The sequence below is a fragment of the Pseudomonas sp. UBA6753 genome (genome assembly GCF_002453565.1).
Taxonomy (GTDB): Bacteria; Pseudomonadota; Gammaproteobacteria; order Pseudomonadales; family Pseudomonadaceae; genus Aquipseudomonas; species Aquipseudomonas putida_Z.
On sequence record NZ_DKHD01000014.1, the window covers coordinates 134,698 to 160,076 of the forward strand.

Genomic DNA, 25,379 nt, shown 5'->3' on the forward strand with positions numbered 1-25,379 from the left:
GGCCCGCCCGATGCGAGGCCAAGTCTAGGGCCGTTCGGTTGAATGGCTGAGTGGGGGATTGATGGATACCAGCAAACTCAAGAAATTTGCTCAATACGCACGTCGCACCTTGCTTGATCAGGTGAGTGGCAAGTTGGATGTGGTACTGGCACCGCAAAGTGCTGCACGTCGTGAGCGGGCCCAGGTAGTGGCTGAGTTGGAAAAACTGATCAGCAACTCCAGTCGCGATAATGTGACAGAGCGTGTTGCCTACACCTGGTTTAACCGCTTCTGTGCCCTGCGCTTCATGGACGTAAATCGCTACACCCGCATCGGCGTAGTGTCTCCAGCTGAGGGGCAGTTTCAACCTGAGATCCTGGCTGAAGCCAAGATGGGGCATATCGACGAAGAGATGGTCCCGAGCCAGATTCGTCAGAAGGTCCTGGATCTTCTGGCGGGTCGTGCACCAAGTACTGACTCACAGGGCGAAGCCTACCGTCTGCTGGTCGTTGCCGCGTGCAACGCTTGGAACCAGTCGATGGATTTTCTGTTCGAGCGCATCGACGACTACACCGAATTGCTGATGCCCGATGATTTGCTTTCGGGCAACTCTATCCTGGCCTACACGCGCGAAGCCATGACGCCTGACGCCTGCAAAGATGTTGAGGTGATCGGCTGGCTGTACCAGTTCTACATCTCCGAGAAGAAGGACGCGGTGTTCGAAGGGTTGAAGAAGAACCAAAAGATCACCCCGGAGAACATCCCGGCTGCTACTCAGCTGTTCACCCCGCACTGGATTGTGCGCTATCTGGTGGACAACTCGCTGGGCCGACTCTGGTTGCTCAACCGGCCCAACTCACGGCTAGAAGAGCAAATGGAGTACTACATCCCGCCAGAGAAGCCAGAGAGTGATTTCCTCAAGATCACCGGACCAGAGGACATAAAAGTCTGCGATCCGGCGTGCGGCTCCGGTCACATGCTCACCTACGCCTTCGACCTGCTGTATGCGATGTACGAAGAAGAGGGTTATGACCCGGCCGAGATCCCGGAAAAGATCCTCACTCACAACCTCTTCGGCATCGAGCTGGATGAGCGCGCCGGTGAGTTGGCCGCTTTCGCGCTCACCATGAAGGCCCGTGGCCGCCAGCGCCGCTTCTTCAATAAAGGCGTCAAGCCGAACATCTGCGTGCTGGAAAAGGTGAGCTTCAGCAGCGAAGAGCTGGACGAGTATATGAGCTTTGTCGGCCGTGACTTGTTCACCTACGGCCTTCGCGAAACGCTGGAGCAGTTCAGTGAAGCCGACAACTTCGGCTCGCTGATCGTGCCGAAGGTTGCCAACGTGACCGATGTGCTGGCCACGCTGGAAAGTAAGGACATGAGCAGCAACCTGTTCCTGGCCGAGACGCACAAGAAAGTCCTGACTGTTCTGCGCATGGCTGATGCCTTGAGTCCGCGCTATGCAGTGGTCGTAGCCAACCCGCCTTACATGGGCGGTAAGGGCATGAACCCTCGCTTGAGCACTTGGGCCAAGGAGAACTTCCCGAGCAGCAAATCCGACCTGTTTGCGATGTTCATCGAACGCAACTTGGATCTGACGGTGAAGGGAGGAGCTGTTGCCATGATCACCATGCAGAGCTGGATGTTCCTTTCCTCCTTCGAGTCTCTGCGTAGCCGCATCCTGAATCAGCACACCATCCTATCCATGGCGCACTTGGGTGCACGGGCCTTCGACAGTATTGGCGGTGAAGTTGTTTCGACCACTGCCTTTGTGCTGGAAAACGCCCACAAGCCCGATTACCGGGGCGCTTACATGCGCCTGGTGGATGGCAGTTCGGAAGCGGAAAAGATGGAAATGATGGCCAAAGCCATCATTCAAGGCAGGGTTGCATGATCACCAACCTGCAGCTCAAGAACTTCATTGCCTTCACCGATCTGGCCATCGACTTCACGCCGGGCGGCATTTCGTTGATCACTGGCATTGAATACCTGCACGTCAGTAAAGGGCGCGTGCGCAACCAGGTTTGGGCTGCGCTGTCGCACGATGGCCTGGGCTTCCCTTCGTTGATGATCTATCGGCAGGACAAACAGCGCCCAGCTTTGCATGAGGAACGTGAACTGCAGCGCCTGGCTGGCTTGGAGTTGAAACCTGACAAGGCGTGGCGAACACCGCCCATCCTGCAGCATGGTGACTTGCGGTTTGCCCTGCTGATCTGCAGCGAACTGACCAACATCAGCTATCGTGCCGCCCTGCGCGGCAAGGTGGACGCGTTGTTTGTGCCTGAGTGGAACCAGGACACCGAGACCTTCAACGCCCTGGTGGAGTCTGCCGCGCTGGATATGCACGCCTACATCATCCAGTGCAATGACCGCCAATATGGAGACAGCCGCATTCGCGCACCAGCAAAAGACAGCTGGGATCGTGACGTACTGAGAGTTAAGGGCGGTGTGACCGACTATTGCGTGATCGGCGAGATTGACGTGCGGGCGCTGCGCCAGTTCCAGAGCAGCTATCGCTCGCCGGCCAAACCGTTCAAACCGGTGCCGGATGGATTTGAAATTGATTTTGGCCGCAAGGTATTGCCGGCGGGAGAAAAAGAATGAGCAAGAGCAACAGTCATGAGCATGAACGGGCGAAATATTTTTTTCGCGCGTCGGCTGCGGATTTCAGAAAAATCCCAGGAGAGCCAATCGTCTATTGGGTTAGCAATGCCTTCCTGAACATATTCGAGACTAGCGAAAACTTAGGCAACAAAACAAAAGCGCGGCAAGGCTTGGCTACTGGAGATAATTCGATATTTGCAAGGCTTTGGTACGAAGTTTCGGCGAGCAGCTTTTCTATGCAAGCAAAGAGTTGTGCTGAAACCACAAAACTAAAAGAGAAGTGGTTCCCATATAACAAGGGTGGAGAGTTTCGTCGGTGGTACGGAAACCTTCAGTGGCTTGTAAATTGGAAAAATGATGGAGAGGAGATCAGGAATTTCAAAGATGAAAAAGGGAAGCTTCGCTCACGCCCGCAAAATACGGATTGTTACTTTCAGGAAGGTATTACTTGGTCGGACGTAACCAGTGGGCACCTATCAGTGAGAGCGTTACCTCCAGGGTGTGTTTACGATATATCCGGCCATAGTGCTTTTCCGCAGGCTGGCGTGGAGAAGTATTCAATTTTGGCCTATTTGAATACTAAGTTTTCCAAGCTTACGGCCAAAATGCTAAACCCCACTCTGCATTTTCAGATTGGGGATTACCAGTCTTTCCCATATCCTGATAAGTTTATCCGCTCGGATGTTGAGGGTATTTCTAAGAAGTGCGTTGCTATTGCTCAGGACGACTGGAATTCATACGAAGCATCCTGGGGCTTTGGAAACCTCCCTCTGCTGCACACCATCCATCGCGAGCCCACACTTAAGGCCTGCTACCAAAAGCTACGCACACATTGGCGCGAGATGACGCTAGAAATGCAGCGCCTAGAGGAAGAGAACAATCGTATCTTTATTGACGCTTACGGCCTACAGGACGAACTGACGCCCGATGTACCGCTGAACGAGATCACGCTCACCTGCAACCCGCACTACCGCTACGGCGGGGACAAAAGCGAGGAGGAGCTGGAAGCTCTGCTGCTGGCCGACACCATGCGCGAGCTGGTGAGCTACGCTGTGGGCTGCATGTTTGGTCGCTACAGTTTAGATAAGCCGGGACTGATCTTGGCTAACCAGGGCGAGACGCTGGCGGACTATCTGGCCCAGGTGCCGCAGCCTACGTTCCCGGCCGATGACGATAACGTGATCCCGCTGCTCGATGGTGACTGGTTCCCGGACGACATCACCCTGCGCTTCCGCCAGTTTCTGCGCGTGGCCTTTGGTGATGAGCATTACGAGGACAACCTGGCTTTTATCGAGCAAGCGCTCAACGTCAAGGGCAAGCGCAACTACAGCCTGCGCGACTACTTCTTGGGCGAGTTCTATAACGACCATGTGAAGCGCTACAAGAAGCGTCCCATCTACTGGCTGTTCAGCAGCCCCAAGGGCACCTTCAGCGCACTGGTCTATCTGCACCGCTATCGCCCTGACACAGTAAGCGTCGTGCTCAACTACCTGCGCGACTTTCGCAAGAAGCTCGCCTCGCGTCTGGATTATCTGCAGCAGGTAGCTATCAACCCATCTGCCAGCCAAAGCGAAAAGACCAAGGCCAGCAAGGAAGCCGATACCATCAAAAAACAGCTTATTGAGCTGGATGATTACGAGCGCGATACGCTTTACCCGCTGGCGACCGAACAGGTCGAGCTCGATCTGGACGATGGCGTTAAGGTCAACTACCTCAAGCTGGGCGCAGCCCTGAAGAAGATTCCGGGATTGGAAGCCAAGGAAGACTGATCTATGCCAGGTAGCTTCGAAAAGGCGATCACGATTCGCCAGGCCATACGCAACATCGATGACCGGACGTTTTTGTTGCCGGCAATCCAGCGCAATTTTGTCTGGTCGACGCAGCAGATCTGTACGCTCTTTGACTCACTGATGCGTGAGTACCCCATCAACACATTCATGATGTGGGATGTGACGAGCCCCGAGATCAAGAATAAATACCGCTTTTACAGCTTCTTGACTGACTACTGCCAGCGCTTCAAGGAGTCTAACGACTATGTCCCGACCCAGGGGGACTTCAAAGACTTCAAGGCGGTTATAGATGGGCAGCAGCGTCTGACCTCAATCTACATCGGCCTAAAAGGAACGTACGCCTATAAGCAGCCCCGAGTCTGGTGGCCCAATACGCGCAACGATCAGGTCCTTCCGCCGCGCCGGCTTTATCTCAATCTGAGCAAGGGTGTTGAAGGGGAAGACAATGAGTCGATGGCTCAGTACGACTTCCGGTTTCTGACCGAGAAGCAGGTAGCAACGTATAAGAGCGATAGCACCTCGTTTTGGTTTGAGGTGGGCAAGGTTTTGGAACTGCCCGATGTGCGATCTGATGATGAGATCCTGATGGAGGTTGTGCTGCCTTACCTGACGGAGCGCGGGCTGGCCAGCAACAGGTTTGCACTTAAGACGTTGAATCGTCTGTACCACCTCGTTCGCCGGGACGAGGTTATCCACTACTACAACGAGGAAAGTCAGGATATCGACCATGTCCTTGACGTGTTCATTCGTACCAACAGCGGTGGTACGCCGCTGGCGTTCTCCGACCTATTAATGTCCATCGCCATTGCTAACTGGCAGGGTGACGCACGCAAGGACATTGATGAGCTGATTGCGGAGGTAAGGCAGAGTTCAGAGATGCAGTTTTCGATTGGTCGAGACTGGGTTCTGAAGACCTGCCTGATGCTGATCGGTGCCGATGTGCGGTTTAAGGTCAAGAACTTCGACGCTGATCAGGTCAGTGTTATCCAGACGCAATGGTCGCAGATCCGATCCTGCATTGTCGCAACCTTCAAGCTGTTGCGTCTGTTCGGGCTAAATGATCATTCGCTGAGAGCAAAGAATGCTGTCATCCCGTTGGCTTTCTACCTGTACAGGCAGTCATTCCAGGACAAGCCGCTTTATCTAAGCATCAACAACATCAACCAGTTGCGCGATGAGCGCCTAGCACTGTCTCGCTGGCTGCACATGGTGCTGCTGCGCGGGGTGTTTGGCGGTCAAGCGGATGGTGTATTGACGAGAATGCAGCGGCTGATTAACAAGCACATCAACAAGAAGGCATTCCCTCTGGACGAGATCATTGAAGCCTTCACTGCGACCAACAAGGATCTGCGCTTTGACGAGGCGTACCTCAGAGGGTTGCTCGATATCCAGTATGGGGACTCGCGGTGTCGTTCGGTCTTGAGTTTGTTGTTCCCCGAAATCAATGAAAACCTGCAGTTGGACATCGATCACTTGCATCCGCAAAGTGCCTTCACCAAGGCAGAGCTCTCCAAGCAAGGCTTTCTTAAAAATGACTCCGAGCTGATGGCGTTCTACCAGAACCCAGTCAATTGGAATTCAATTGCCAATCTGCACCTGCTGAATGCTTCGCAGAACCGCTCGAAAAAGGATATGCCGCTGATCGAGTGGCTGGCCGAAAAAGGGTGCGGCATCAAACGAGCCGATTTGCTGCTAGACGAGAATGACAGCCTTCAGTTTGAGGACTTCCAGGCGTTCTGCAATGCACGGCGTGAGGCCCTTCTACAGCGCCTGCGTAGCAATGTGGTGGTCAGTGGACCACAGCCGCCAGCGTCTGAAGAAATATTGGATGAAGAGGAAGAAACCGAGGCTGTGGTATGAGCAACTCGAAGATTAACCAGGCTCTGACCAACCTGTTCGAGAAGCAGCGTATTGTCTTCTGGTACGACAACCGTCTGGAGTTCCGTGCAGATTTCGAATCCCTAGAGCTGCCGGGTGTCGAGAAAATCGAGCTGGCCAACAACGAGTTCGGTGTTAAGTACCGCATTCTGCGCGAGCAGCCCGAGCAGAAGTTTCTGCTGTATCGCGAGGGTGCAGAGCCAGCCTATCTGGATAACTGGTTGCTTGATGTACAACTGGCCAGCGGCAATACCTTCCGCACGGACCAGCTTGCTCTTTGGTTGGCCGAGCTAGAGTTAGGGCCAGACTGCTATCCGGTATTGGAAGAGCATGCTGCCTTCTTTGCTGCGGCCAAGCGGCGTGAGCAGTTGCATAAGCTGCTACAGCCGGGCGACTCGCACAGTATGCTGCGCTTCAAGATGCTTGCAGTTTGTGCTGGTGCAAAGGGTGAGCCGCGACTGGATGTGATTGTTGAGGAGTTGCTGGCTGAGCTCGCCAATGCGGAAGTCACACGCATCAAGCTTATTGAAACAAGTGGCCTGGATAGCTTCCTCTGGGAGCAGATGAAGCGCGCTTACGGCTATGTGTCGGACCAGCCGGGACTGCACGATTTCGTGATCGAGCTGTTCAAGGCCTGCTTCATGATGGGCACGGATCCTGAGTACAAGGCACGTTTGTACGGGGAGTCCTTAGTCTTTCTCCGGCGCTGGAAGGACAGTCGTTCGCATGAGAGCAGCTTCGAACTGCTCTCTGCGCAGTGTGCAGAGGTACTACAGATTGGTGACAAGCTGCATAAGCTTGATTATCGAGCCCTCCTTGATCTTGATTACTTTGAGCTGATCGACCGCAAGATCCTCAGTGAGCTGGTTCGCGCGATTGTTGCCCGAACGGCGACTGCTGCCGATGTCGAGCAGTCTGTGCGTCAACGGCGCCAGAGCCATTGGTTCAGCCATTTCGAGGATGTGTATCTGGCGCTGGATCATGCTGCGCAGTTCCTGCAGACGCTGGATGCTGCCAAGCTGGAAATGACCTCCTTGGCCGATGGCGTTGAGAAGTACGCGAAGAGCTGGTATCGGCTGGATCAGCTGTATCGCAAGTTCGTCTATCATGCGCGCAAGTCTGGCCAGGCCTCCTTGCTGGAGGAGCTCAGCGCCCAGATCGAAAACCAGTACACCAACAACTATCTGGCGCGCCTTAATGATCGTTGGCAGCAGTTTGTGGACTCTGCAACAAGCTGGACGGCAGCTCCGATCATGCTGCAGCGGAATTTCTTCAGCCGCTGCGTCAAGCCTTTCCTGGAGCGCAAGACCAAGGTCTGCGTACTGATCTCGGATGCTTTCCGTTATGAGGTAGGTGAAGAGCTGCAGAGCCTGATTCGCCGTGAAGACCGCTTTGAGGCCGAGCTGGAACCGGCGCTTTCCATGTTGCCGAGCTACACACAGCTGGGTATGGCCGCACTGCTACCTAACCAGGCACTGCAGCTGGCTGAAAACGATAGCGGCGATGCAATAGTGGATGGTCAGAGCGCCCAGGGCTCGACTAATCGCGGCAAGATCCTTGCTGCTGCGGTGCCGAGTTCTGCTGTTGTTTTGGCCAAGGACCTGCTGGCTATGAACCAGGCGGATTCGCGAGCGCTGCTGCGTGATAACGATGTGGTTTACGTCTACCACAACCTGATCGATAAGACTGGCGACACGCGAGATACCGAGGAACGGGTATTTGCTGCGGCAGAAGAGACATTGGCCGAGCTGGTCCGGCTAATAAAGAAACTGACCAATGCCAATGCCAGCAACCTGTTAGTCACCGCAGATCATGGCTTCATCTACCAGCACCGACCGCTGGAGGAGAGCGATTTTCTCAGCAACGTGCCGGAAGGCGACGAGGTACTCTATCGGGACCGGCGTTTCGTCCTGGGGCGCGGTCTGCGCAGCCAGGCAGGTTTCCGAACCTTCACCCCTGAACAGCTGGGACTTGAAGGATCGCTGGATGTGCAGATCCCTAAGTCGATCAATCGCTTGCGTCTCAAAGGTTCTGGCAGCCGGTTCGTACATGGCGGAGCCACGTTGCAAGAAGTGGTGATCCCGGTTGTGCGTATCAACAAAAAGCGCCAAAGCGATGTAGGCAGTGTCGACGTCGAGTTCATCGGTGGCGGGAGCAGAAGCATCACCACCGGCCAGTTGGCCGTTGTGCTGTATCAGTCCGAGGCGGTCACCGAGAAGAAACAAGCTCGCCGCTTGCGTGCAGGCCTGTATACCCTGGACGGGGAGCTGATCTCCGACTCGCATGAATTGACGTTCGATTTCGCGTCCGATAACCCGCGTGAGCGCGAGCTGTCGGTGCGCTTCATCCTCAGCAGAAAAGCCGATGAAGCAAACAACCAGCAGGTTGAGTTGCGACTCGAAGAGCAGGTTGAAGGCACCTCGCATTTCACCCAGTACAAGGCCACTCGGTATACGATTCGTCGTTCGTTCACCAGTGAATTCGATTTTTAAGCGGGAGCCCTCATGAGTCAGCTCGATGACAAGATCAACCAGCATTTCGCGGGCTTAGTCGTTCGCAAGGATCTGGTCAAAGCTGTTAAGGGCAACGCCATCGTGCCGTCCTACGTGCTGGAGTACCTGCTGGGCCAGTACTGCGCAACGAATGATGAGTCGACGATTCAAACCGGCATCGAGACGGTTAAAGAAATCCTGCGCAAGCACTATGTGCATCGCAACGAAGCGGGGTTGGTGCGTTCGATCATCAAGGAGAAGGGGCGCCACAAGGTCATTGACCGGGTCAGCGTTTCTCTCAACGACAAGGATGATGTGTACGAGGCTGAGTTCGCTAACCTCGGGATAAAAAAAGTGCTGATCGACTCTAGCACGGTGAAGGCACATCAGAAGCTGTTGGTTGGGGGCGTGTGGTGCATCGCTGATCTGGAGTACGACTACACCGAGGACAAATCCGCCTCTCCCTGGGTGCTGGCCTCGCTCAAGCCTATCCAGATCTCCCGTTTTGATTTCGACGGTTATCTGGAGTCCCGCAAGCAGTTCACCACAGATGAGTGGATTGATCTGCTTATCCAGAGCATCGGCTTCAATCCGCAGATGTTCGGCAAGCGCAACAAGCTCTTGCAGCTGATCCGTCTGATTCCATTCTGCGAGCGGAACTACAATCTGATCGAGCTAGGGCCGAAGGGCACCGGCAAGTCGCACGTCTACTCCGAGTTTTCGCCCCACGGCATCCTGATTTCCGGCGGAGAGGTGACGGTGCCCAAGCTGTTTGTCCACAACGGTACGGGCAAGCTCGGCCTGGTTGGCTACTGGGACGTGGTGGCCTTCGACGAGTTCGCCGGCAAGCAGAAGCGGGTGGACAAGGCGCTGGTCGACATCATGAAGAACTACATGGCCAACAAGTCGTTTTCGCGGGGTGTGGAAACCCTTGGGGCCGAGGCCAGCATGGTGTTCGTGGGCAACACCGATCACACCGTTCCGTACATGCTTAAGCACAGCGACCTATTCGATCCGCTGCCGGAGAAATTTCACGACTCGGCCTTCCTCGATCGCCTGCACAGCTACATACCGGGCTGGGAGGTGGACGTCATCCGTGGGGAGATGTTCTCCAGCGGCTACGGCTTTGTCGTCGATTATCTGGCCGAGATCCTCCGTTCACTGCGCAGCCATGACTTCTCGGATCGCTACAAAGGTCTGTACACGTTGTCGGATGAAATCTCCACGCGTGATCGTGACGGTATCAACAAGACTTTCTCTGGGCTGATGAAGATCCTCTTCCCTCATGGCGAGGCGACTGAGTCGGAGGTCGAGGATGTGCTGCGCTGTGCTATCGAAGGGCGTAAGCGGGTCAAGGATCAGCTGCTGCGCATAGACACCACTTACCCAGCTGTGCGTTTTGCCTATCAAGGAAAAGATGGCGTAGAGAGGCTGGTCAGCACTCTGGAGGAAGGGGAGTACCCGAACCAGTACCACCGGCGAGTGGCGAGTGAGGTTTCGGAGTCTGATCTGTTCGATACGGCTAATGTCGCTCCTCGCGAGCCGGTTAGCGATGCGGCCAGTCCTCACCCCATTCAACAGCCTGCTGGCTCGGTTAGTAAAGAGCCAGAGCTGAAACCTCAGCACCTGGTTATTCAGGAGAACCAGCGCGGTGTCACCTTCGATAGGCTGTTTGGGCCCTATCTGAAAGGGGCTAAGCGGATCATCGTTATTGATCCGTACCTGCGGATGTTCCATCAACTGCGCAACCTGATGGAGCTGATGGAGACGATCAGCAAGCAGTTGGTTTCAGGTGAGGAAGTAGCTGTACATGTGGTCACCGTGGAGGATGAGTTCAATGGTGATCGCCAGACCGAAAGCCTGCAGAAAATTGCTGACGCATGTGCAGGGGTGGGTATCAAGTTCACTTGGGCGTATGACACGACAGGGACTAAGCATGATCGTGACATCACCACTGATACGGGCTGGAAAATCGTGCTTGGACGTGGGCTGGACATCTTCCAGCGCTTCGAACTGAACGACGCGTTTAGCTTTGCGAACCGGTTGCAGCAACACCGGCAATGCAAGGAGTTCAGTGCAACGTTCGTTAAGGTTGAGGATGCCAGCGAGTGAGTGATCTTGCTCCTGGCAACCAGGCAGAGCAAAAAAGAAAGCAGACAGTGGCATGGTTACAGCCTCTCAGCTGTAACCACGCTTTCTGACCAACTAGCGTTCAGACTTCGGAAGCCGATTGAAGATCCAGCACGCCAGCACCACAGCCACGAGCAGTGGCGGAAAGCGCACCATCAGAATCACCAGTAGCAATATCGCCAGGCAGCCAGCCAGTATCCCGGCAAACATGAACGCGGCTGCGAACGTGCGTAGCAGTAGCTTCATATCGCCTCCTTACAGGTAGCCCAGTTCAGCCAGTGACACGCAGCCTTCGTTCCCCACCACGATGTGATCGAGCGTGCGCACACCGACGAGATTCAGCGCGTCCTGCAGTTTCGTGGTGAGGTTGCGATCCGCCATGCTAGGCTCAGGGTCACCCGAAGGGTGGTTGTGCACCAGGATCAGGGCAGCGGCGTTGTGCTCCAGGGCGAGCTTCGCGACCTCCCTGGGATACACGCTGGCGCCATCGAGAGTCCCCCTGAACAGCTCCTCAAATGCGATCACCCGGTGCCGGCTGTCGAGCATGAGCAGTGCGAACACCTCGTGCTCATAATCAGCCAGCAGCGCCTGCAGGTGACTGAACACCTCCTTAGGCGACGTCAGGGCACGTCCCTTGCGTAGACGCAGACTGGCCAGTTGTTTGGCCATCAGCAAGATGTCGTTTTCCGTCACCGGCGACTCGACCAGGTAGGTGCCTGTCGTGTCACTGGCTTTCAGCTTGTGCAGGCGCATGGCGGCCTCCTTGGTTTTGGTCTGTGAGTGGGGTTTGACGTGCAGCCTGTGCATCGAGCTTTTCAGCCAGGCTAGGTTTGGTGGGATTGACTGGAGAGGTCGTTGCTGCAGCTGGTGCTTCACTCTCGGGGTAGAACTCTTCCACGATGGCGCTGGCATCCTCCTCGCTGTCTTCGAACGCACCGTTGCCAAAGCCGCGTCGTGCTGCCTCATCCAAAGCGGCCTGATCGAAGCCCGCAGCCTGCCGCCGCGAATCGAGCTCACTGGCGGTCACCAGTGCCTCGGCCATTTCCATGCCTCCGCGTACCGTCAGATCGGCGTAGAAAATTGGAGTGCCATGACTCTGGCGAGTCGACTTACCACGCAGACGCAACTCCAGCGGCAGACAGGCCAGGCGGTTGCCCGAGATGGCCTGGAAATAATGCAGACGAGCAGCAAGGGTGCGGATGCTGTTGAAGCCAGTGGTGCGAAACACGAAGCTGCCCAGCGGATCCTCATCGCCAATGACCACGTTCAGTCGGCCGTAGGGCTTGCAGGCACCGCCTTTCGCCAGTGGGCAGGCATCCGGTGAAGGACAAGGCAACGACTGCATGCCGTCCTGGGTAACCCGCTTGCAGGTCTCGCCATTGCCAACGCAAACCGGTCGGCCCGATTGCCGGTCGAACAGCGTGTAGTCGGCCCGGAAGTTCAGCTCCGGTTCGTTGAACAGCAGGCGTACCGGAATGCTGCGTAGCTTGTCGTCCTTGCCCTGTCGTAGCTCGTCATTCAGCGGGTGCAGTAGCCAGCCGTCCTTACCCTGCACCTGGGACGTGATGGTGAATTGGTCATCCTTCTCCGGCAGTCGTTTGCCATTCTTCTCGATGACTTTGCCGATGGAAATCCGCCCGAGTACCGGCGGGGTTATAGCCAGACCTTTGAGCATGGTGAGTCTCCTGGAAATGAAAAAAGGCCAGCCACGCAGCGCGAACTGCATGGACTGGCCAAGGGGGAGGGAAGGGTTGGGGAAGTTGGGTTTCAGCCGACCAGGAAGCGCCGTGCTCCCGGTTTCAGTAGTGGGTACTTGGCCTGCAGGTAGGGCTTGTCCTTGAGCAGTTGAGCGACATCGAGGCCGATGCTGTCCTTGGCTTTGCGCCAACTGACGTAGCCATTGGAAAACTCCGCCCGACTGGCGTCGCCCATGGCTTGCTGCAGCATCTGCTTGAGCTCAGCCTCGCGCTTTTCTTTGTCGGCAATCGACTGACGCACGGCTTTCAGCTCGATGTAAGCCGCTGACAGACCAGCATGCTGGCTGAGATCGATGACCTGGCCGTTGTCCTCCGGGTAGAGGCAGCGCAGGGCTGATTCAGCGGAGGCGGTGCCATCGGCCGGCGGTGGGGTGTCGGTTTCCACGTAGTGCCAGAACTTTCGCTCCAGCTCGATCAGCCGAGCGATCATCTGCTCATCTCGCTCGATGCGGTGGATCTCCAGCATCTGGCCACCCAGCAGTACCGCCACATCCGCCGCCTGCTTGCCGGTGACGGCGAGCTGGTGCATCACCTGCAGCTGCACATACTCCGGCACGCCCTCCTTCCAGAGGCGTGCCCCGTTTATGCCGGCTGTTTTGCATTCGAGGATCTGCACGTCGTCCGCCCCGATCACCTCGCGGTCGATGTTGGCCAGCATCCAGGGCAGCTCCGGATCCGGATGTTGGAGCACGGCATTGATGCGCCGTACCTTGTTTTTCGTGCGCTTGCTGTAATGCCAGGCCACGATGGGCTCCAGCACGTTGCCCCAGTACATCGGGCTTTCCTCATCCTGAGGATCAGCCTTGGGCATGCCAGCATCGCGCCCGGTCTTTTCCAGCCACAGCTCCAGCTGCGACTTATAGGGGTTCAGACCGACCGCCGCCGCAGCGTCCGAACTGCCGATGCCTTGCTTGCGGATCTGCAGCCAGTCCTCGCGGGGTAGCTCCTTGGTGCTAACCAGGCGCAGAGCGGGACGGATTTTGCTGGTGCTGCGATTCAATGAAGTGGCTTTCATAGTGTTCACCTTGCAGAAATAGAAACGCCCGACCTGCAACGAAGCGGGTCGGGCGTTATGGGGTGGGATTGGTAAAAGGTCAGGCGACCAATTGCAGGGCAGTATCCAAGGCGCGTTGCTTGATTTGGGCACCCTGGCCGAACCAGGCGGAGTCGAGGCGGTATTCGGTGCTGCGTGCCCGCCGCTCGTGATCGACGTACTCGGTTACGGCATTGAGCAGACCCCAGGCCGTGCCGCGTGCGGAGTCCAGCTGGCTGCCACGACCACGGCCTTCGTACAGCTCCTGCACTTTGCGCAGCGCGCGCTCGTTGGGTAGCTGTTCCGGCAGGGCGCCGGTCGGGCTGGTTTCGCACATCACGTTCATGAAGAAGCCCAGCGCCTCATGCCACTGCACCTTGCGTTCAGCCAGGTGGCGCATGCGGTACATGAAGTCATCCCATTGCGAGACGGCGATGCCGAGCTGCTTCTTCACCAGATCGCTGTCGAAGCGGGTGCTGTGCGGCACCTTGATCGCACGGCTGGTGCTGTCCAGGGCGATGGTCAGCGTGTTGTTGCAGACTACGCGGATGGTGGTGGGTGTTGCGGTGGTGGCCAGAGTGCCGTCACAGGAAGTGGCCAACAGCAGATAGCCATTCACCTGGTCGTTGCCCTTGAGTGCAGCGCCCTGCCCAGTACGCGCCAGCGCCCAGAACTTGCGACCGCCCTTGAGCACGCCAGCGGTTTCCAGCTCGTAGCCGGAGACCTCGGTCAGGTCACGATAAAATTCGAGTACTTCCCGAGGCTGCACGGTGTGATAGCGCTGCGAGACCACTGACAGCGGTGCCTTGGTGTCCGAACGGTAGAGCACCTTCTGCTCGGGGAAGGAGTGGATCGCGCCCAGATGGCCGATGGCGTCCGACTTGAAGTGCACTGGGCTTTCCATGATCTGCCAGTCCATACCGGCTTCGCGTTGCCAGACTTCGATGGGTTGTTTCTGCGGCAGGTTGTTGCCCAAGCCGTGCCACGGAGTAGCGCCAACGTAGGCCATTTGTTCGATTTGATGAGCCATGACGAATTTCCTTTGGGTGCAGGCCGGCATAAAACGCCGCGCAGAGCGCAGCACCGGCAATCAATGAGAGATAAGGAAGAGGAGAGCGCTGGCCGGATCAGGCCGGCAGGTTGAAGCGGTGACCACAGAGTAGGCAGAGGTTGTGGGCCAGGACATGACGGTCCAGCGACTCGCCGAGCTGCGCGCCAATCGCACAACCACCGACGCTTCCGGCCAGGCCGCCGAGAATGGCGCCGGATACCGAGCCGAGGGTGATGCCGACAGGGCCGGCGATTAGGCCGAGTGCTGCACCGGCCTTGCCGCCTGCCAGAGCAGCGCTGACGCCACGTGCGAGGCCTCCGACAGCGCCGATGGCCGCGCCGGCTTTCATGGCGTGATGGAATGAAGCGACTTTTGGGGAGTGACAGCGGGGGCACTGCAATGACATGGGGCGAACCTCCTTGGTGCTGATGTCATGGCAGTAATGTGTGGCTGAGATTTTTTCGAATCGAATGCCGGGCCCAGTTATAAAATAAAAATCTGACTTATCTCTATTTGAAAGTCCGTGTTGGCTTCAAGCTCATCCGGGGACGGGATCTTTGATCCAGATTCGTCCTGCAACCCTCGGGCAATAGGGGCAAAGAGGTTTTCTATGCGAAACATCTTCTCTGAGGCAGCAGTCAGCATTTCTGAGCTGAAGAAAAATCCATCCCGCATCTTGGCTGAAGCCGCAGGTGCCCCAGTAGCCTTGCTCGACCAGGATCGTGTTATGGCATATCTGGTGCCAGCAGAGCTGTACGAACAAATACTGGAGCGCCTGGACGATTTCGAGCTGGCTGCATTGGCGAAGGCTCTGGCAGCTGAAAAATCCATCCGGGTGTCCTTGGAAGACCTTTAAGCAGCAGATGCTCTGGCTTGGATTGGGTCATCCGGTGTTATGCCCATCGGCGTATTCATAGGCAGCACAGTTTTTTTCTGCTACGATATTCAAAGGTAATACCTTTAGATAACGGGGGCTGACCATGGCCACTTCCATCAAAATTGACGACGATCTGAAAGGTCGCATTCAGCATTTGGCTTGTTTGCGCCAGCGCTCATCTCACTGGATCATGCGTGAGGCGATCACCCAGTACGTCGAGCGTGAGGAGGCCCGTGAGAGCTTCAAACAAGAAGCGCTGGCATCTTGGGCTGCATACCAGGAAACCGGCCAGCACTTGACCGGCCAGGAGGCTCGCACCTGGCTTGGTAGTTGGGGTACAGATGCTGAGGCAGAGTTACCCAAGTGCCACGACTGATCGTCACTGAAGGCGCGGCGAAGGGCCTGGAGCGTTGCCGGCGATTTCTCTCCGATAAAGATCCGCAGGTCGCACGCCGTGCTGCACAGGCAATCGAGCGCCAATTCGCTCGATTGGAGGAAAGTCCGGAAGTAGGGCGTCCTTTTCCAGATCTGCCAGAGCTGCGTGAGCTCATCATCGAGTTTGGTGACTCAGGTTACGTCGCGCTGTACCGCTATGAGCGCGCAGATGACACCGCCTATGTCTTGGCCTTTCGCCATCAAAAAGAAGCTGGCTACTGAGACTGGACAGCAGCTACCGGGCTCCCGGCAAGAATCGACTCCAGCTTCTCGCCCAACAAGCGCCAGGCTTCGGTTTTTTCCTTGGCGTAATCGTGGTGCAGGTAATGTCGGCGTACCTTCGAGCCGCCCAGCAGATGGTTCTGGCAGCGGTCGATTATTTCCAGTGTTACACCCAGCTCCTGCATCATCGTCGCGCCCGTGCGGCGCAGGTCATGCGGGGTCCATTCACCCTTGGTTCCCTTGCTCAGTACCAGTGAGTCGTCATGATGCCGGCCGGCCAGTGGCTTGCTGCGGTTCTTGAATCGACACTGGCGGTCTCCGATGAGCTTGCTGACAGTCTTGGTATCAACGTGGCTTCGACCATCCTTGCTGGGGAAGCAGAACGGCGTATCGCCGGTTTCTTCCTGAAGGCGTTTGAACTGCGCAATGGAAAACGCTGACAGGAACACGTGGTGATCCTGGCGCTTGCCTTTATGGCCCTTGGTGGCCTCGGCAGGGATGAACCAGGTGCCTTTCTCCAAGTCCACGTACCGCCACTCGGCCTTGAGCAACTCACCGATACGACAGAGGGTGCTCAGGCAGATCCACAGAGCGCACTGGACTCGAGTGTTGACCGGGCGAATGCCTGAATACTTCTGGCCCGCAGGAAGCTCATCGTAGTCATTTTCCAGGCGTTCCAGGACGTCACGCAGCTCACGAATCTCGTCAGGCGAGAGCAGACGATCCCGCTGCTCTTCGTAGTCATGGTCGAGCAACTTGTTCACGTCTATCAGGTCGGCTGGATTGCCGTCAGTCATGAGGCCGCGCCATGGTTTACGTTTCTCGGCCCAGCGCAGCATCTGGCCGATGTCCTTGCTGCGGATAACGACGGTGCGGTTTAGGCCGCGTGATTTGACTGAGCGCAGGACAGCGAGCAGATCCTTTTCAGTAAGATTGCGCAGCGGCTTCTTGCCAATGAGTGGCAGTACGTCCTTCTTGAAGCTGCGGATCAGCTCGGCATTGCCGTCCTGGCGGGAGACGCCGTCACGTATCCACTCATCAAAGAGATCGGACACTGTCTTGTTTTCTGCGGCTTCACGCTCTGCTTCAGCAATAGTGGTGGCGATTGCCGCTTGCGCCTCGATCCGTGCAGCTTTGGCGGCAAGGGTAGGGTGCAGGCCTTTGGTGACGAGTACGCGGGCTTCGTCCCGCTCAGACCGAATTTGCGCCAAGCTTTTCTTCGGCCAACTACCCAAGCGCTTCCTAGTTCGCGCTCCATCCAGCTTGAATTCATAGCTGAACTGAACTGTGATCCCGCGGACTCCGACACGCACCTCAGCAACCAGTCCTCCATCCTCACGGAAGACCTTGCCGTCATCTTGCGCTGTCAGTGCCTCCAATTGCTTGATCGTTACCTTGGACACTCTCTACCCCTAGTAAAATTCCTCGCGCCCGAATTTTGTGCCACTTTTGTGCCACCAAAATGCTTGGCTGGTGGTGGACGGTATCGGATGCTATTGGATGAAAGAGTAGCCTCTAAGGCACGTATTTACTAGGGTTTAGCTTTTCCGATAGTGTCCGGTACGATCTATGGGGATCTATAAAATAAGCGCATGGGGTGCAAGTGATCGAGTGTTCGAATCACTCTGTCCCGACCATTATTGAAATGAAAAAGCCCAGTGTACGGGTCACCCACATGGGTGAGTCATACCCCAGTCGGTGACGATTGGGTTTTTTTGTTGGCTGTGAAACTAGCTTTGGGCGAGACGCCAGGCATTACCCGGAAGGGGCAGCTATCGTACCCCGGATCCCATGGGAGGCAGCGGTCCCCTACGATACTCGTTTGAGATCTTCCGCCTAATAAGCCTCACTCAGCTGAAGCTAAACCGTTCCCGATGCTTAGCAAGATACCTGCGATTACCATCGCTCAATTGGCCGATTTTTGTGAATTCGTCTAATCGTAAAATGTAGCGCTCCTGTTCCTTCAGCTTATCGCTGATAAGAACATCACCATTTTGCGAAAATGAAATTAATCCAGAGTCGAACAGGCGATCAATGTGCGCAGCCAGAAGCAGGCCGTTGTCTATATCTAAACGTTCGGCGTTATCGGCTAGGCTCCATGCGTGGATATGAGAGGCAACCAACAGACTTGGACTTTGCAGCCCAGTGAGGGCGCACTTGCTATTCCAGCGACTTAGCAATCCAGAACGGAATGCCCCTTGACCAACCCTGGCTTCGATCAGTGCCGTTCTGGTTGTATTGCTTATCTTTTGAGGCGAGCCGGCATCAATTATGCGGTTCTCATAGTCGACAAAAATTCCAGCTTGTTCTAGCAGGAATTGGCCGGCATCGGCGGGCAGTGAAGCCATGTAGATCTGGTTTATACCGCTCACACTGTTGAAGAGTCGAGGTTCAGTACGAGCGTCGAATCGTGCCATGTAGATTTCGGCAATATCATCACTGCGCATCGGGCGCTTTAACTCGTTGTAGCTAATATCTACGCGATGCCCTTCGTTCTGCCATTCCTTAAATGACGGCCGAGGAGGGCGTTCAGCGATGTAGGATTTGCCCCGAGCTGTCGCAATACCCCGGATGTAGTTGTCGTGATAACAGAAAATCAAATCTCCGGTTTGGACTTTGGCGACGTTATCCCAGTGAGTTCGGAATTGCTCCTTTCCATGCTTGGATCGTGAACTACGAGGAGCCCATAAAAATTGACCGTTTTTGGCTTCCTTATGAGTTGCGCCCAGGTTTACCCAAAAAAATTGCATCTCGCGTCCTAAGTGCTGGTCTGTCGCTGGCGACTCTAGCGTGAGTTCCTACGGCGTGGAAGGAAATTTCCTACAACGCATGAAGAGTCGCTGTTCTCGTTGTGTCGCATTCGCTTAGGACTTTGAGAATCGTTGGAAAGGTGTGCGGGCGGGCTTGAGCCAGAACGGATGGGCTACGGTAGGGAGAAGGGATTGCTAGAAGGCGAGAGGCGCGTAGCCTCTACAAGTCCGCTCCCTGCCTGACGGTAGGAAATCAATTGGAGGTGCCATCGTGTTTGTTCGCACCATAGCCGCAAATGAGTGGCGGCTTTATCGGAATCTGCGTTTGCGGGCACTGCGAGAGTCACCGGATGCGTTCGCAAGTACCTACGAGCGTGAGGCAACTCGAAGCGACGATGATTGGGAAGCCCGTGTCTCGGCTGTAGCAACCTCCACCAGCGCACAGGCTTATTTGGCTTTTCAGCACGCCGAGCCTTGTGGCTTGGTTTGGTGCAAATCATCAGAAGCTGAGCCAGCTGTCGTCGAGGTTTTTCAGATGTGGGTAGACCCCGTCTCACGCGGTGCTGGAGCCGGTCGGGCTCTGCTGGTAAGAGCTATTGCTTGGGCTGAAAGTCGAGGGGCGCAACGTATACGCTTGGGCGTGACGATCGCAGATTCGCCGGCGATGCGCCTGTATCGGACAAATGGATTTTGTGACATCGGCTTGCCGGAACCTTTGCGCCTAGGTTCTTCTTTGAGCTCTCAGTCGATGGAACTGAATCTAGGTTTAGGCTCTGGTACTGATAGCCCTGCTCAATAGCTGCTGCGGCTGAGTTGTGGTGTTGGCCTGTGAAGCGGGAATTTTTAGTCGCATGGCTCCAGCGGAAGAAACGCCTTCAGAGATTTCTGAAGGCGGCCCGTAGGCGCTTCAGCGCATCATGCCCAGCTCGGCATCATCCATCAGCGCCTTAGCCAATGCGCAGAGGTAATGCGAAGCCCAGATCAGCTGGGGTTTGTCTTCCATCAAGCCGTCCAGGGTCATATCCCGCGCGTAGCCCATAAGCTCTGAGGCCTGTTCGCGGGCGCTCTGGCAGGGGATGCCTGCTTCGATGCGGAACAGCGGATGGGTCTGGTTTTCCCCTTGGTAGAAGGTGGTTTTGCCGACGGTGAATTTGGTTTCTTCTGTGGTCATTGTTCAATCTCCCCGAAATCTTTCATGCCTGGTCTAGCCTCATCGCCGGCAAGCCAGCTTGCTCCCACAGGTACTGCATAGGCCTCGAGATCTGTGGCGCAGCTCAGATCTATGTGGGAGCCCGACTTGCCGGCGATAGGGCCGGACCAAGCGATACATTAATGGAGCCTTAGTGCAGAGTCCGAGGCTCAGTAGGCATCTGCACCTGGACTATGGCGGACTCAAGCAAAGCTCGCAGGGTCTCCAGCTCATGCATCGAAGCCATCATCAGAATCGACGCTGGCGATTTGGGCTGCAGCAGCATTGCCTGATGTACGACGGTCGCCGCGCATAGCGCGTAGTCCGTGGCTTGGATCAGGGTGTCTTCGAGGGTTTGGAGTGTATGGGGTGGGTCAGGAACTATTTTTAGCATCGTACTGTGTTCTCGGTGGGGCCACCGCCAGCCCGCTGTCAAACGGAAAGGTGGCAGCTGTGCATGGGTTGACAGACCGGCGAACACAGAAACCGGCGCACGCGAGCGTGCCCCATGCACAACCGCCATAAACGGGTATGCACTGTGTATCGTCGCGGCCTGTCAAAGCCGGTCGTTGATATGCAACGACGGACCGAGACTAGAATGCTGAAAAAACGACCGCAACGAAAAACACGGTTGGGGAGTATCTTTGGGAAATGCCCTACAAGGAAGGGGTTAATTCTGACTTTTTTGCCCATTCACCTTCACAGCATGCAACGCCGGGCTGCTCTGTTAACGGCTTGCAGCTCTCAAAAAAAATTCCACTCACGAATCCCTGTATCCAGTTATGTCGCGATGCCAACAAACGGTCCAGCATGGACTTTCGCCACTCAAGCCTTGAAACTGACCCGCTCGCATCTGGACCAAGGCAGGTCACGGGCCAGCCCCTGACAACGGACGCCAAGTAACAGCCCATGGAATGCACCGAAGATGACTATCGAAGCTTTTGCCCCTTTCCAGCGCCTCGCCACTGACCTGCTGAAGTACCTACCGGCTGACCAGCCAGATGGCTCCCACGACCTGTCCCATATCCATCGCGTATGGGTCAACGCACAACGGATACAGCGCGTAGAAGGCGGCGACCTGGAAGTGCTGCTTGCAGCGACTGTGCTGCATGATTGTGTCGCAGTAGAAAAGAACTCGCCCTTGCGTGGGCAGGCGTCAACGCTGTCCGCACAAAGGGCGGCGTCAATCCTGGCTGATATGGGCTGGCCCTTGCAGCGCATCGAGCAGGTGGCGCATGCAGTCAAAACCCACAGCTACTCGGCTGGCTTCGAACCACTCACCCTTGAGGCCAGGATTCTTCAGGATAGTGATCGCCTGGACGCCATCGGTGCAGTGGGTATCGCCCGGTGTTTTTACGTTTCCGGGCGAATGGGGTCGGCGCTGTACGATTTCGAGAACCCCACTGCGTGGGGGAGGGAGTATCAGGACAAGGCGTATACGGTCGAGCACTTTCATACCAAGCTGCTCAAGCTTGCGTCAGGTTTTAAAACTGCTGAAGGGGCTCGATTGGCTGCTGAACGTCATGCTCGGCTTGAAGTGTTTCTTGCGGATTTCATGGATGAGATCGGGGCTGGCGGGGCAGGGGCAAGTGGGTAGGTTCCGAGATCTTCGGCAGTTTGAATGCGCTAAATCGGTCTCATGGAATAGCATATGACTGATTGAGCTAGCAGGGGCTCTGTGGGAGCGGGCGCGCCCGCGAACACCGGCGCAGCCGGTGCCAACCACCGCGTTGAGTTCTTCGCGGGCATGCCCGCTCCCACAGGCGCCGCGTCGCGCTTGCGAGTTGAGCTCTCTGCGCGATAGCGCAACCCAAGGGCCGGGCGATCTCTTACAAATCGTGTACTTGTCTCGAAAACGACGCTGGCCAGGTGGTCGGTATCTCGGGCGCAACCAGACAATTTACTAGAGGGATGCAGCGGGGGGCGCAAAGTTGTCACGCGCTTCAAGTGCGATGCCTAGGGGTAGATAATTGGCTTGGCTGTTTGTCGTGTGTCTGTGTGGCCATGTACTTGTCCAGACTTTCCTCTCGGGTGTCTTCCTCTGGCTTCCAGTAGTAGGCCTAAACGGTTTGGTGATGAGTTAGAACAGGCGCACTGTGGCTGGTACCGAAGCTGGCGCTAACGCAATAGTCTCTAACAAAGCAAGGCGTGGCTTTCGGAACGGTCCTACATACTAGGCGATATTTTTTCTATAGCCTCCAAGCCTTTCCCTTACAAGGAGCTGGCGAAGTGGCCTATTGTCTCCGAAATTTTAAACATGTTGATAGGTGATCAAGTAAGAGTCCAGCTGAGGAATAGGTGATGGCATGGTTATTCATTTTGTGCACCGTGTTCAGTGTGTGCGGTGCATTCATTTTGCGTACCAAGTGCTCGGGGCCTCATCTCGGTTATGGGCTATTCTGTCTGTGCTTGCTATACAATATCTTCTTTGTTGTTACATACATGAGGATATTGGAGTTTCAGCAGTTTTTGTTTTTGGGATATCAGCCTGAATTCCTCAAGAAAAATATCATGGTGGGGTGGGTTGCTCTGGTAGGTGTGTTCTTACACTGTGGGGCAATGCCTACCAGGGGCGCTACGTAGAGCCACTGGGTTGCGCATGACCAATTGACTCAGGCCTGGTTGAACGCTTCGCGGGCACACCTGCTCTCACAGGGTGCCGGGTAATAGGTTTAAAGCTCGGACCATGCCCGTCTCAGAATGGTGGTGCTACATATACAACCCGGTTTCGTCCATTCTGTTTGGCGTCATAAAGTCCCCTGTCAGCGCGTTCCAGTGCGTCGTCCAGCGTTTCACCCTTGGCAAACAGGGTGCACCCTACGCTCACGCTCACCTTCAACGGGCCACAGGGCAACTGCATCGGGCTGGCACCCACCTGTTCGCGAATCCGCTCAGCAATCCGCGTCAGTTCTTCGCTGTCTTTAACATGCAAAATAGCGACGAACTCCTCACCCCCATGGCGCACCAGCAGGTCATCGGGGCGAAGTGCTGCGCGCAGGCGACGGGCAGATTCGCAAAGCACTTTGTCACCGCCGCCATGGCCGTACTTGTCGTTGATGGATTTGAAGTGATCCAGGTCGGCATAAACCGCGCCCAGTTGTAAGCCGTTCACCTCTGCCAATCGCCGTTCATGGTCTTCAAACGCCGACAGCGCGCCGCGGTTCCACAGTTGCGTCAAAGGGTCGAGCAGGGCTTTGCGCTGCTCGCGATCCATTTCAAGCCGCAGATCGCGGTTTACCTGCGCCAAGGTACGCAGCTGCAGATATCCCTCGGCGAGCGTGGCCAGGTCCCTGAAGTTCGCTTGTTGAGCCTCGCTGAGCACGCGCGGGTGGGGGTCGAACATGCACAGCGTGCCGATGGCTTTGCCGTTGCCGGCGCGCAAGGGGTGGCCGGCGTAAAAACGGATATAGGGCTCTTTGAGCACCAGTGGATTGTCGTCGAACCGGCTGTCGCGCTTGGCATCGGGGACCATCAAGGTTTCGTCACCGAGAATGGCGTAGCCGCAAAAGGAAATACTGCGCGTCGTCTCGCTTGCCTCAAGCCCTATGCGGGCCTTGAACCACTGTCGGTCCTGGTCGATCAGGCTGATAAGCACAGTGTCCACATGGGCCAGGTCCTGGGTAAGCCGCACCAGGGTATCGAGGTAATGCTCGGCTGGTGTATCAACCAGGTTCATGTCATCGAGCGTGCGCTGGCGAAGCGCTTCGTCTGCGGGTAAAGGGCAAGCTGGCATCGTTGGTCCTCCATTCCCTGGTTGGCTGCTTTTGCACTTGGCGGGGCGCGTTCTCTATACCGTCGAAACAAGCACAGCATAGGTTATAGCGTGGAGCCTTGGGTTGCAGGTGCGGCTGGCCATTTCTTGCCGAGAGTGTGATTTCTTTCGCTCGATCTTCGTCAAGATTGCTACCCCTTCGCCGTCGTCTGGGGACTGATACAGGGCCTTTCATGCAAACGCTGTTGAACGAGATTCTCGAAGAAGTACGTCCCTTGATCGGCAAGGGCAAAGTGGCTGACTACATTCCTGCGCTGGCCGATGTGCCAGCGAACCAACTGGGCATAGCGGTCTATGGCAACGATGGCAGCTATTACTGCGCAGGCGACGCCCTGGTGCCATTCTCGGTGCAGAGTATTTCCAAGGTGTTCAGCCTGGTGCAGGCGATTGGGCGCTCGGGGGAAGCCATTTGGGAGCGGCTTGGCCATGAGCCTTCCGGCCAGCCGTTCAACTCGCTGGTGCAGCTGGAGTTCGAGCGTGGTCGGCCGCGTAATCCTTTTATCAATGCGGGTGCGTTGGTGATTTGCGATATCAACCAGTCGCGCTTTGCTGCACCCACTTTGTCGATGCGCGATTTTGTGCGGCGGCTATCGGGCAATCCGCATATCTCGATCGATGCTCGCGTTGCCGATTCGGAGTATCAATTCCGCGCGCGCAACGCGGCCATGGCTTACCTGATGCAGTCGTTCGGCAACTTCCATAACGAGGTGGAGACGGTGCTGCGCAGTTATTTCAGTTACTGCGCGCTGCAAATGAACTGCCTTGATCTGGCTCGGGCGTTCTGTTTCCTGGCTAACGATGGGTTCTGCAAGCACAGCGGTGAGCAGATTCTGACCCGGCGCCAGACCCAGCAGGTGAACTCGATCATGGCCACTAGCGGGTTGTATGACGAAGCAGGGAATTTCGCCTATCGGGTGGGGTTGCCAGGTAAGAGTGGCGTGGGGGGCGGGATTGTGGCCATCGTGCCGGGGCAATTCACCGTGTGCGTGTGGTCGCCGGAGTTGAATGCGGCGGGTAACTCTCTGGCGGGGATGGCGGCGCTTGAGTTGCTGAGCTCGCGGATTGGGTGGTCGGTGTTCTGATTGGCGGGCTCGCTTGTTGTGCGACGCGGCGGTGTGGCGGTTTGACTTACCTGTGAAGAATCCAACGCGGTGTATGGCACCGGCTTCGCCGGTGTTCGCGGGTGAACCCGCTCCCACAGGTACTGTGGCTGCGTTGAAGGCTGTGGTGATCTTGTGGGAGCGGGCGAGCCCGCGAAGAATGCGACGCGGTGCATGGCACCGGCTGTGCCGGTGTTCGCGGGCATGCCCGCTCCCACAGGTACTGTGGTTGCGTTGAAGGTTGTGGTGAGCCTGTGGGAGCGGGTTTACCCGCGAAGAATGCAACGCGGTGTATGGCACCGGCTGTGCCGGTGTTCGCGGGC

At 56.3% G+C, this 25,379-nt stretch carries 23 protein-coding genes; 12 read left to right on the forward strand and 11 right to left on the reverse strand.

Annotated features, from left to right (window positions below; genetic code table 11):
- Positions 1-61: 61 nt before the first annotated feature.
- Genes pglX (B2790_RS06825) through brxL form a run of 6 tightly spaced genes read left to right on the forward strand, consistent with a single transcriptional unit; the run spans position 62 to position 10,852 of the window.
- Positions 62-1,870, forward strand: coding sequence for a BREX-1 system adenine-specific DNA-methyltransferase PglX (gene pglX / locus B2790_RS06825; RefSeq protein ID WP_041506103.1), 1,809 nt, complete (start codon positions 62-64; stop codon positions 1,868-1,870).
- Positions 1,867-2,580, forward strand: coding sequence for a hypothetical protein (locus B2790_RS06830; RefSeq protein ID WP_041506102.1), 714 nt, complete (start codon positions 1,867-1,869; stop codon positions 2,578-2,580). The genes pglX (B2790_RS06825) and B2790_RS06830 overlap by 4 nt, the downstream gene beginning before the upstream one ends.
- Complete coding sequence (gene pglX, locus B2790_RS06835) at positions 2,577-4,349, forward strand: BREX-1 system adenine-specific DNA-methyltransferase PglX (RefSeq protein WP_156155245.1); 1,773 nt, start codon at positions 2,577-2,579, stop codon at positions 4,347-4,349. The genes B2790_RS06830 and pglX (B2790_RS06835) overlap by 4 nt, the downstream gene beginning before the upstream one ends.
- A gap of 3 nt (positions 4,350-4,352) precedes the next feature.
- Entirely contained in the window at positions 4,353-6,230 is a 1,878-nt protein-coding gene (locus B2790_RS06840) for a DUF262 domain-containing protein (RefSeq protein ID WP_041506100.1), read from the forward strand.
- Positions 6,227-8,740: a BREX-1 system phosphatase PglZ type A gene (gene pglZ / locus B2790_RS06845; protein WP_041506099.1), complete on the forward strand. Its 2,514-nt coding sequence runs from the start codon at positions 6,227-6,229 to the stop codon at positions 8,738-8,740. The genes B2790_RS06840 and pglZ overlap by 4 nt, the downstream gene beginning before the upstream one ends.
- 12 nt (positions 8,741-8,752) lie before the next feature.
- The gene (gene brxL, locus B2790_RS06850; protein WP_041506098.1) at positions 8,753-10,852 is read left to right on the forward strand and encodes a BREX system Lon protease-like protein BrxL; all 2,100 of its coding nucleotides are present in this window, start codon (positions 8,753-8,755) and stop codon (positions 10,850-10,852) included.
- Between the two features lie 93 nt (positions 10,853-10,945).
- On the opposite strand, the gene B2790_RS06855 is transcribed toward brxL, so the two are convergent.
- The 6 genes from B2790_RS06855 to B2790_RS06880 all read right to left on the reverse strand — a co-directional run bounded on the left by B2790_RS06855 (position 10,946) and on the right by B2790_RS06880 (position 15,117).
- A complete protein-coding gene (locus B2790_RS06855; protein WP_017940310.1) occupies positions 10,946-11,116 on the reverse strand; it encodes a hypothetical protein in 171 nt (56 codons plus the stop codon).
- A gap of 9 nt (positions 11,117-11,125) precedes the next feature.
- Positions 11,126-11,623 (reverse strand): RadC family protein, encoded by a 498-nt coding sequence (radC, locus tag B2790_RS06860; protein ID WP_041506097.1) that lies wholly within the window; start codon positions 11,621-11,623, stop codon positions 11,126-11,128.
- A complete protein-coding gene (locus B2790_RS06865) occupies positions 11,595-12,545 on the reverse strand; it encodes a hypothetical protein (RefSeq protein WP_041506096.1) in 951 nt (316 codons plus the stop codon). The genes radC and B2790_RS06865 overlap by 29 nt, the downstream gene beginning before the upstream one ends.
- Positions 12,546-12,637: 92 nt before the next feature.
- Positions 12,638-13,642, reverse strand: a complete 1,005-nt coding sequence (locus B2790_RS06870; RefSeq protein WP_041506095.1) for a YqaJ viral recombinase family protein — start codon at positions 13,640-13,642, stop codon at positions 12,638-12,640.
- A 79-nt stretch (positions 13,643-13,721) separates the two neighbouring features.
- Positions 13,722-14,690 (reverse strand): DUF932 domain-containing protein, encoded by a 969-nt coding sequence (locus B2790_RS06875; RefSeq protein ID WP_031299399.1) that lies wholly within the window; start codon positions 14,688-14,690, stop codon positions 13,722-13,724.
- A gap of 97 nt (positions 14,691-14,787) precedes the next feature.
- Positions 14,788-15,117 carry a hypothetical protein gene (locus B2790_RS06880; RefSeq protein ID WP_010953431.1) on the reverse strand — a complete coding sequence of 110 codons (330 nt, stop codon included), beginning with the start codon at positions 15,115-15,117 and terminating at the stop codon, positions 14,788-14,790.
- 204 nt (positions 15,118-15,321) lie between these two features.
- On the opposite strand from B2790_RS06880, the gene B2790_RS06885 reads away from it, so the two are divergent.
- The 3 genes from B2790_RS06885 (at position 15,322) to B2790_RS06895 (ending at position 16,245) form a co-directional block, all read left to right on the forward strand.
- Positions 15,322-15,567 carry a type II toxin-antitoxin system Phd/YefM family antitoxin gene (locus B2790_RS06885; protein ID WP_010953432.1) on the forward strand — a complete coding sequence of 82 codons (246 nt, stop codon included), beginning with the start codon at positions 15,322-15,324 and terminating at the stop codon, positions 15,565-15,567.
- Between the two features lie 124 nt (positions 15,568-15,691).
- Positions 15,692-15,964 (forward strand): CopG family ribbon-helix-helix protein, encoded by a 273-nt coding sequence (locus tag B2790_RS06890; protein ID WP_010953433.1) that lies wholly within the window; start codon positions 15,692-15,694, stop codon positions 15,962-15,964.
- On the forward strand, positions 15,952-16,245 hold the full coding sequence (locus B2790_RS06895) for a type II toxin-antitoxin system RelE/ParE family toxin (protein ID WP_010953434.1): 294 nt from the start codon (positions 15,952-15,954) through the stop codon (positions 16,243-16,245). Before B2790_RS06890 ends, B2790_RS06895 begins: the two co-directional genes overlap by 13 nt.
- Here the strand turns inward: B2790_RS06895 and B2790_RS06900 are convergent.
- Both B2790_RS06900 and B2790_RS06905 read right to left on the reverse strand, forming a co-directional pair.
- Positions 16,239-17,648 carry a tyrosine-type recombinase/integrase gene (locus B2790_RS06900; protein ID WP_010953435.1) on the reverse strand — a complete coding sequence of 470 codons (1,410 nt, stop codon included), beginning with the start codon at positions 17,646-17,648 and terminating at the stop codon, positions 16,239-16,241. The genes B2790_RS06895 and B2790_RS06900 overlap by 7 nt on opposite strands.
- Before the next feature lie 447 nt (positions 17,649-18,095).
- Positions 18,096-18,995, reverse strand: coding sequence for an HNH endonuclease (locus B2790_RS06905; protein WP_286918508.1), 900 nt, complete (start codon positions 18,993-18,995; stop codon positions 18,096-18,098).
- 271 nt (positions 18,996-19,266) lie between these two features.
- Here B2790_RS06905 and B2790_RS06910 point away from each other — a divergent pair, with 271 nt between their 5' ends.
- Entirely contained in the window at positions 19,267-19,794 is a 528-nt protein-coding gene (locus tag B2790_RS06910; protein ID WP_286918509.1) for a GNAT family N-acetyltransferase, read from the forward strand.
- 108 nt (positions 19,795-19,902) lie between these two features.
- Here the strand turns inward: B2790_RS06910 and B2790_RS06915 are convergent, their stop codons facing one another.
- Together B2790_RS06915 and B2790_RS06920 are read right to left on the reverse strand one after the other, a co-directional pair.
- Positions 19,903-20,166, reverse strand: coding sequence for a DUF3077 domain-containing protein (locus B2790_RS06915; RefSeq protein WP_003256566.1), 264 nt, complete (start codon positions 20,164-20,166; stop codon positions 19,903-19,905).
- 169 nt (positions 20,167-20,335) lie between these two features.
- Positions 20,336-20,578, reverse strand: coding sequence for a hypothetical protein (locus B2790_RS06920; protein ID WP_264209919.1), 243 nt, complete (start codon positions 20,576-20,578; stop codon positions 20,336-20,338).
- A gap of 531 nt (positions 20,579-21,109) precedes the next feature.
- Between B2790_RS06920 and B2790_RS06925 the strand changes: the two genes are divergently transcribed.
- Positions 21,110-21,781, forward strand: coding sequence for an HD domain-containing protein (locus B2790_RS06925; protein ID WP_286918510.1), 672 nt, complete (start codon positions 21,110-21,112; stop codon positions 21,779-21,781).
- 1,098 nt (positions 21,782-22,879) lie between these two features.
- On the opposite strand, the gene B2790_RS06930 is transcribed toward B2790_RS06925, so the two are convergent.
- Positions 22,880-23,917, reverse strand: coding sequence for a sensor domain-containing diguanylate cyclase (locus B2790_RS06930; RefSeq protein ID WP_286918511.1), 1,038 nt, complete (start codon positions 23,915-23,917; stop codon positions 22,880-22,882).
- Between the two features lie 212 nt (positions 23,918-24,129).
- Between B2790_RS06930 and glsB the strand changes: the two genes are divergently transcribed.
- Positions 24,130-25,038 (forward strand): glutaminase B, encoded by a 909-nt coding sequence (gene glsB / locus B2790_RS06935; protein WP_075044759.1) that lies wholly within the window; start codon positions 24,130-24,132, stop codon positions 25,036-25,038.
- Positions 25,039-25,379: the final 341 nt, after the last annotated feature.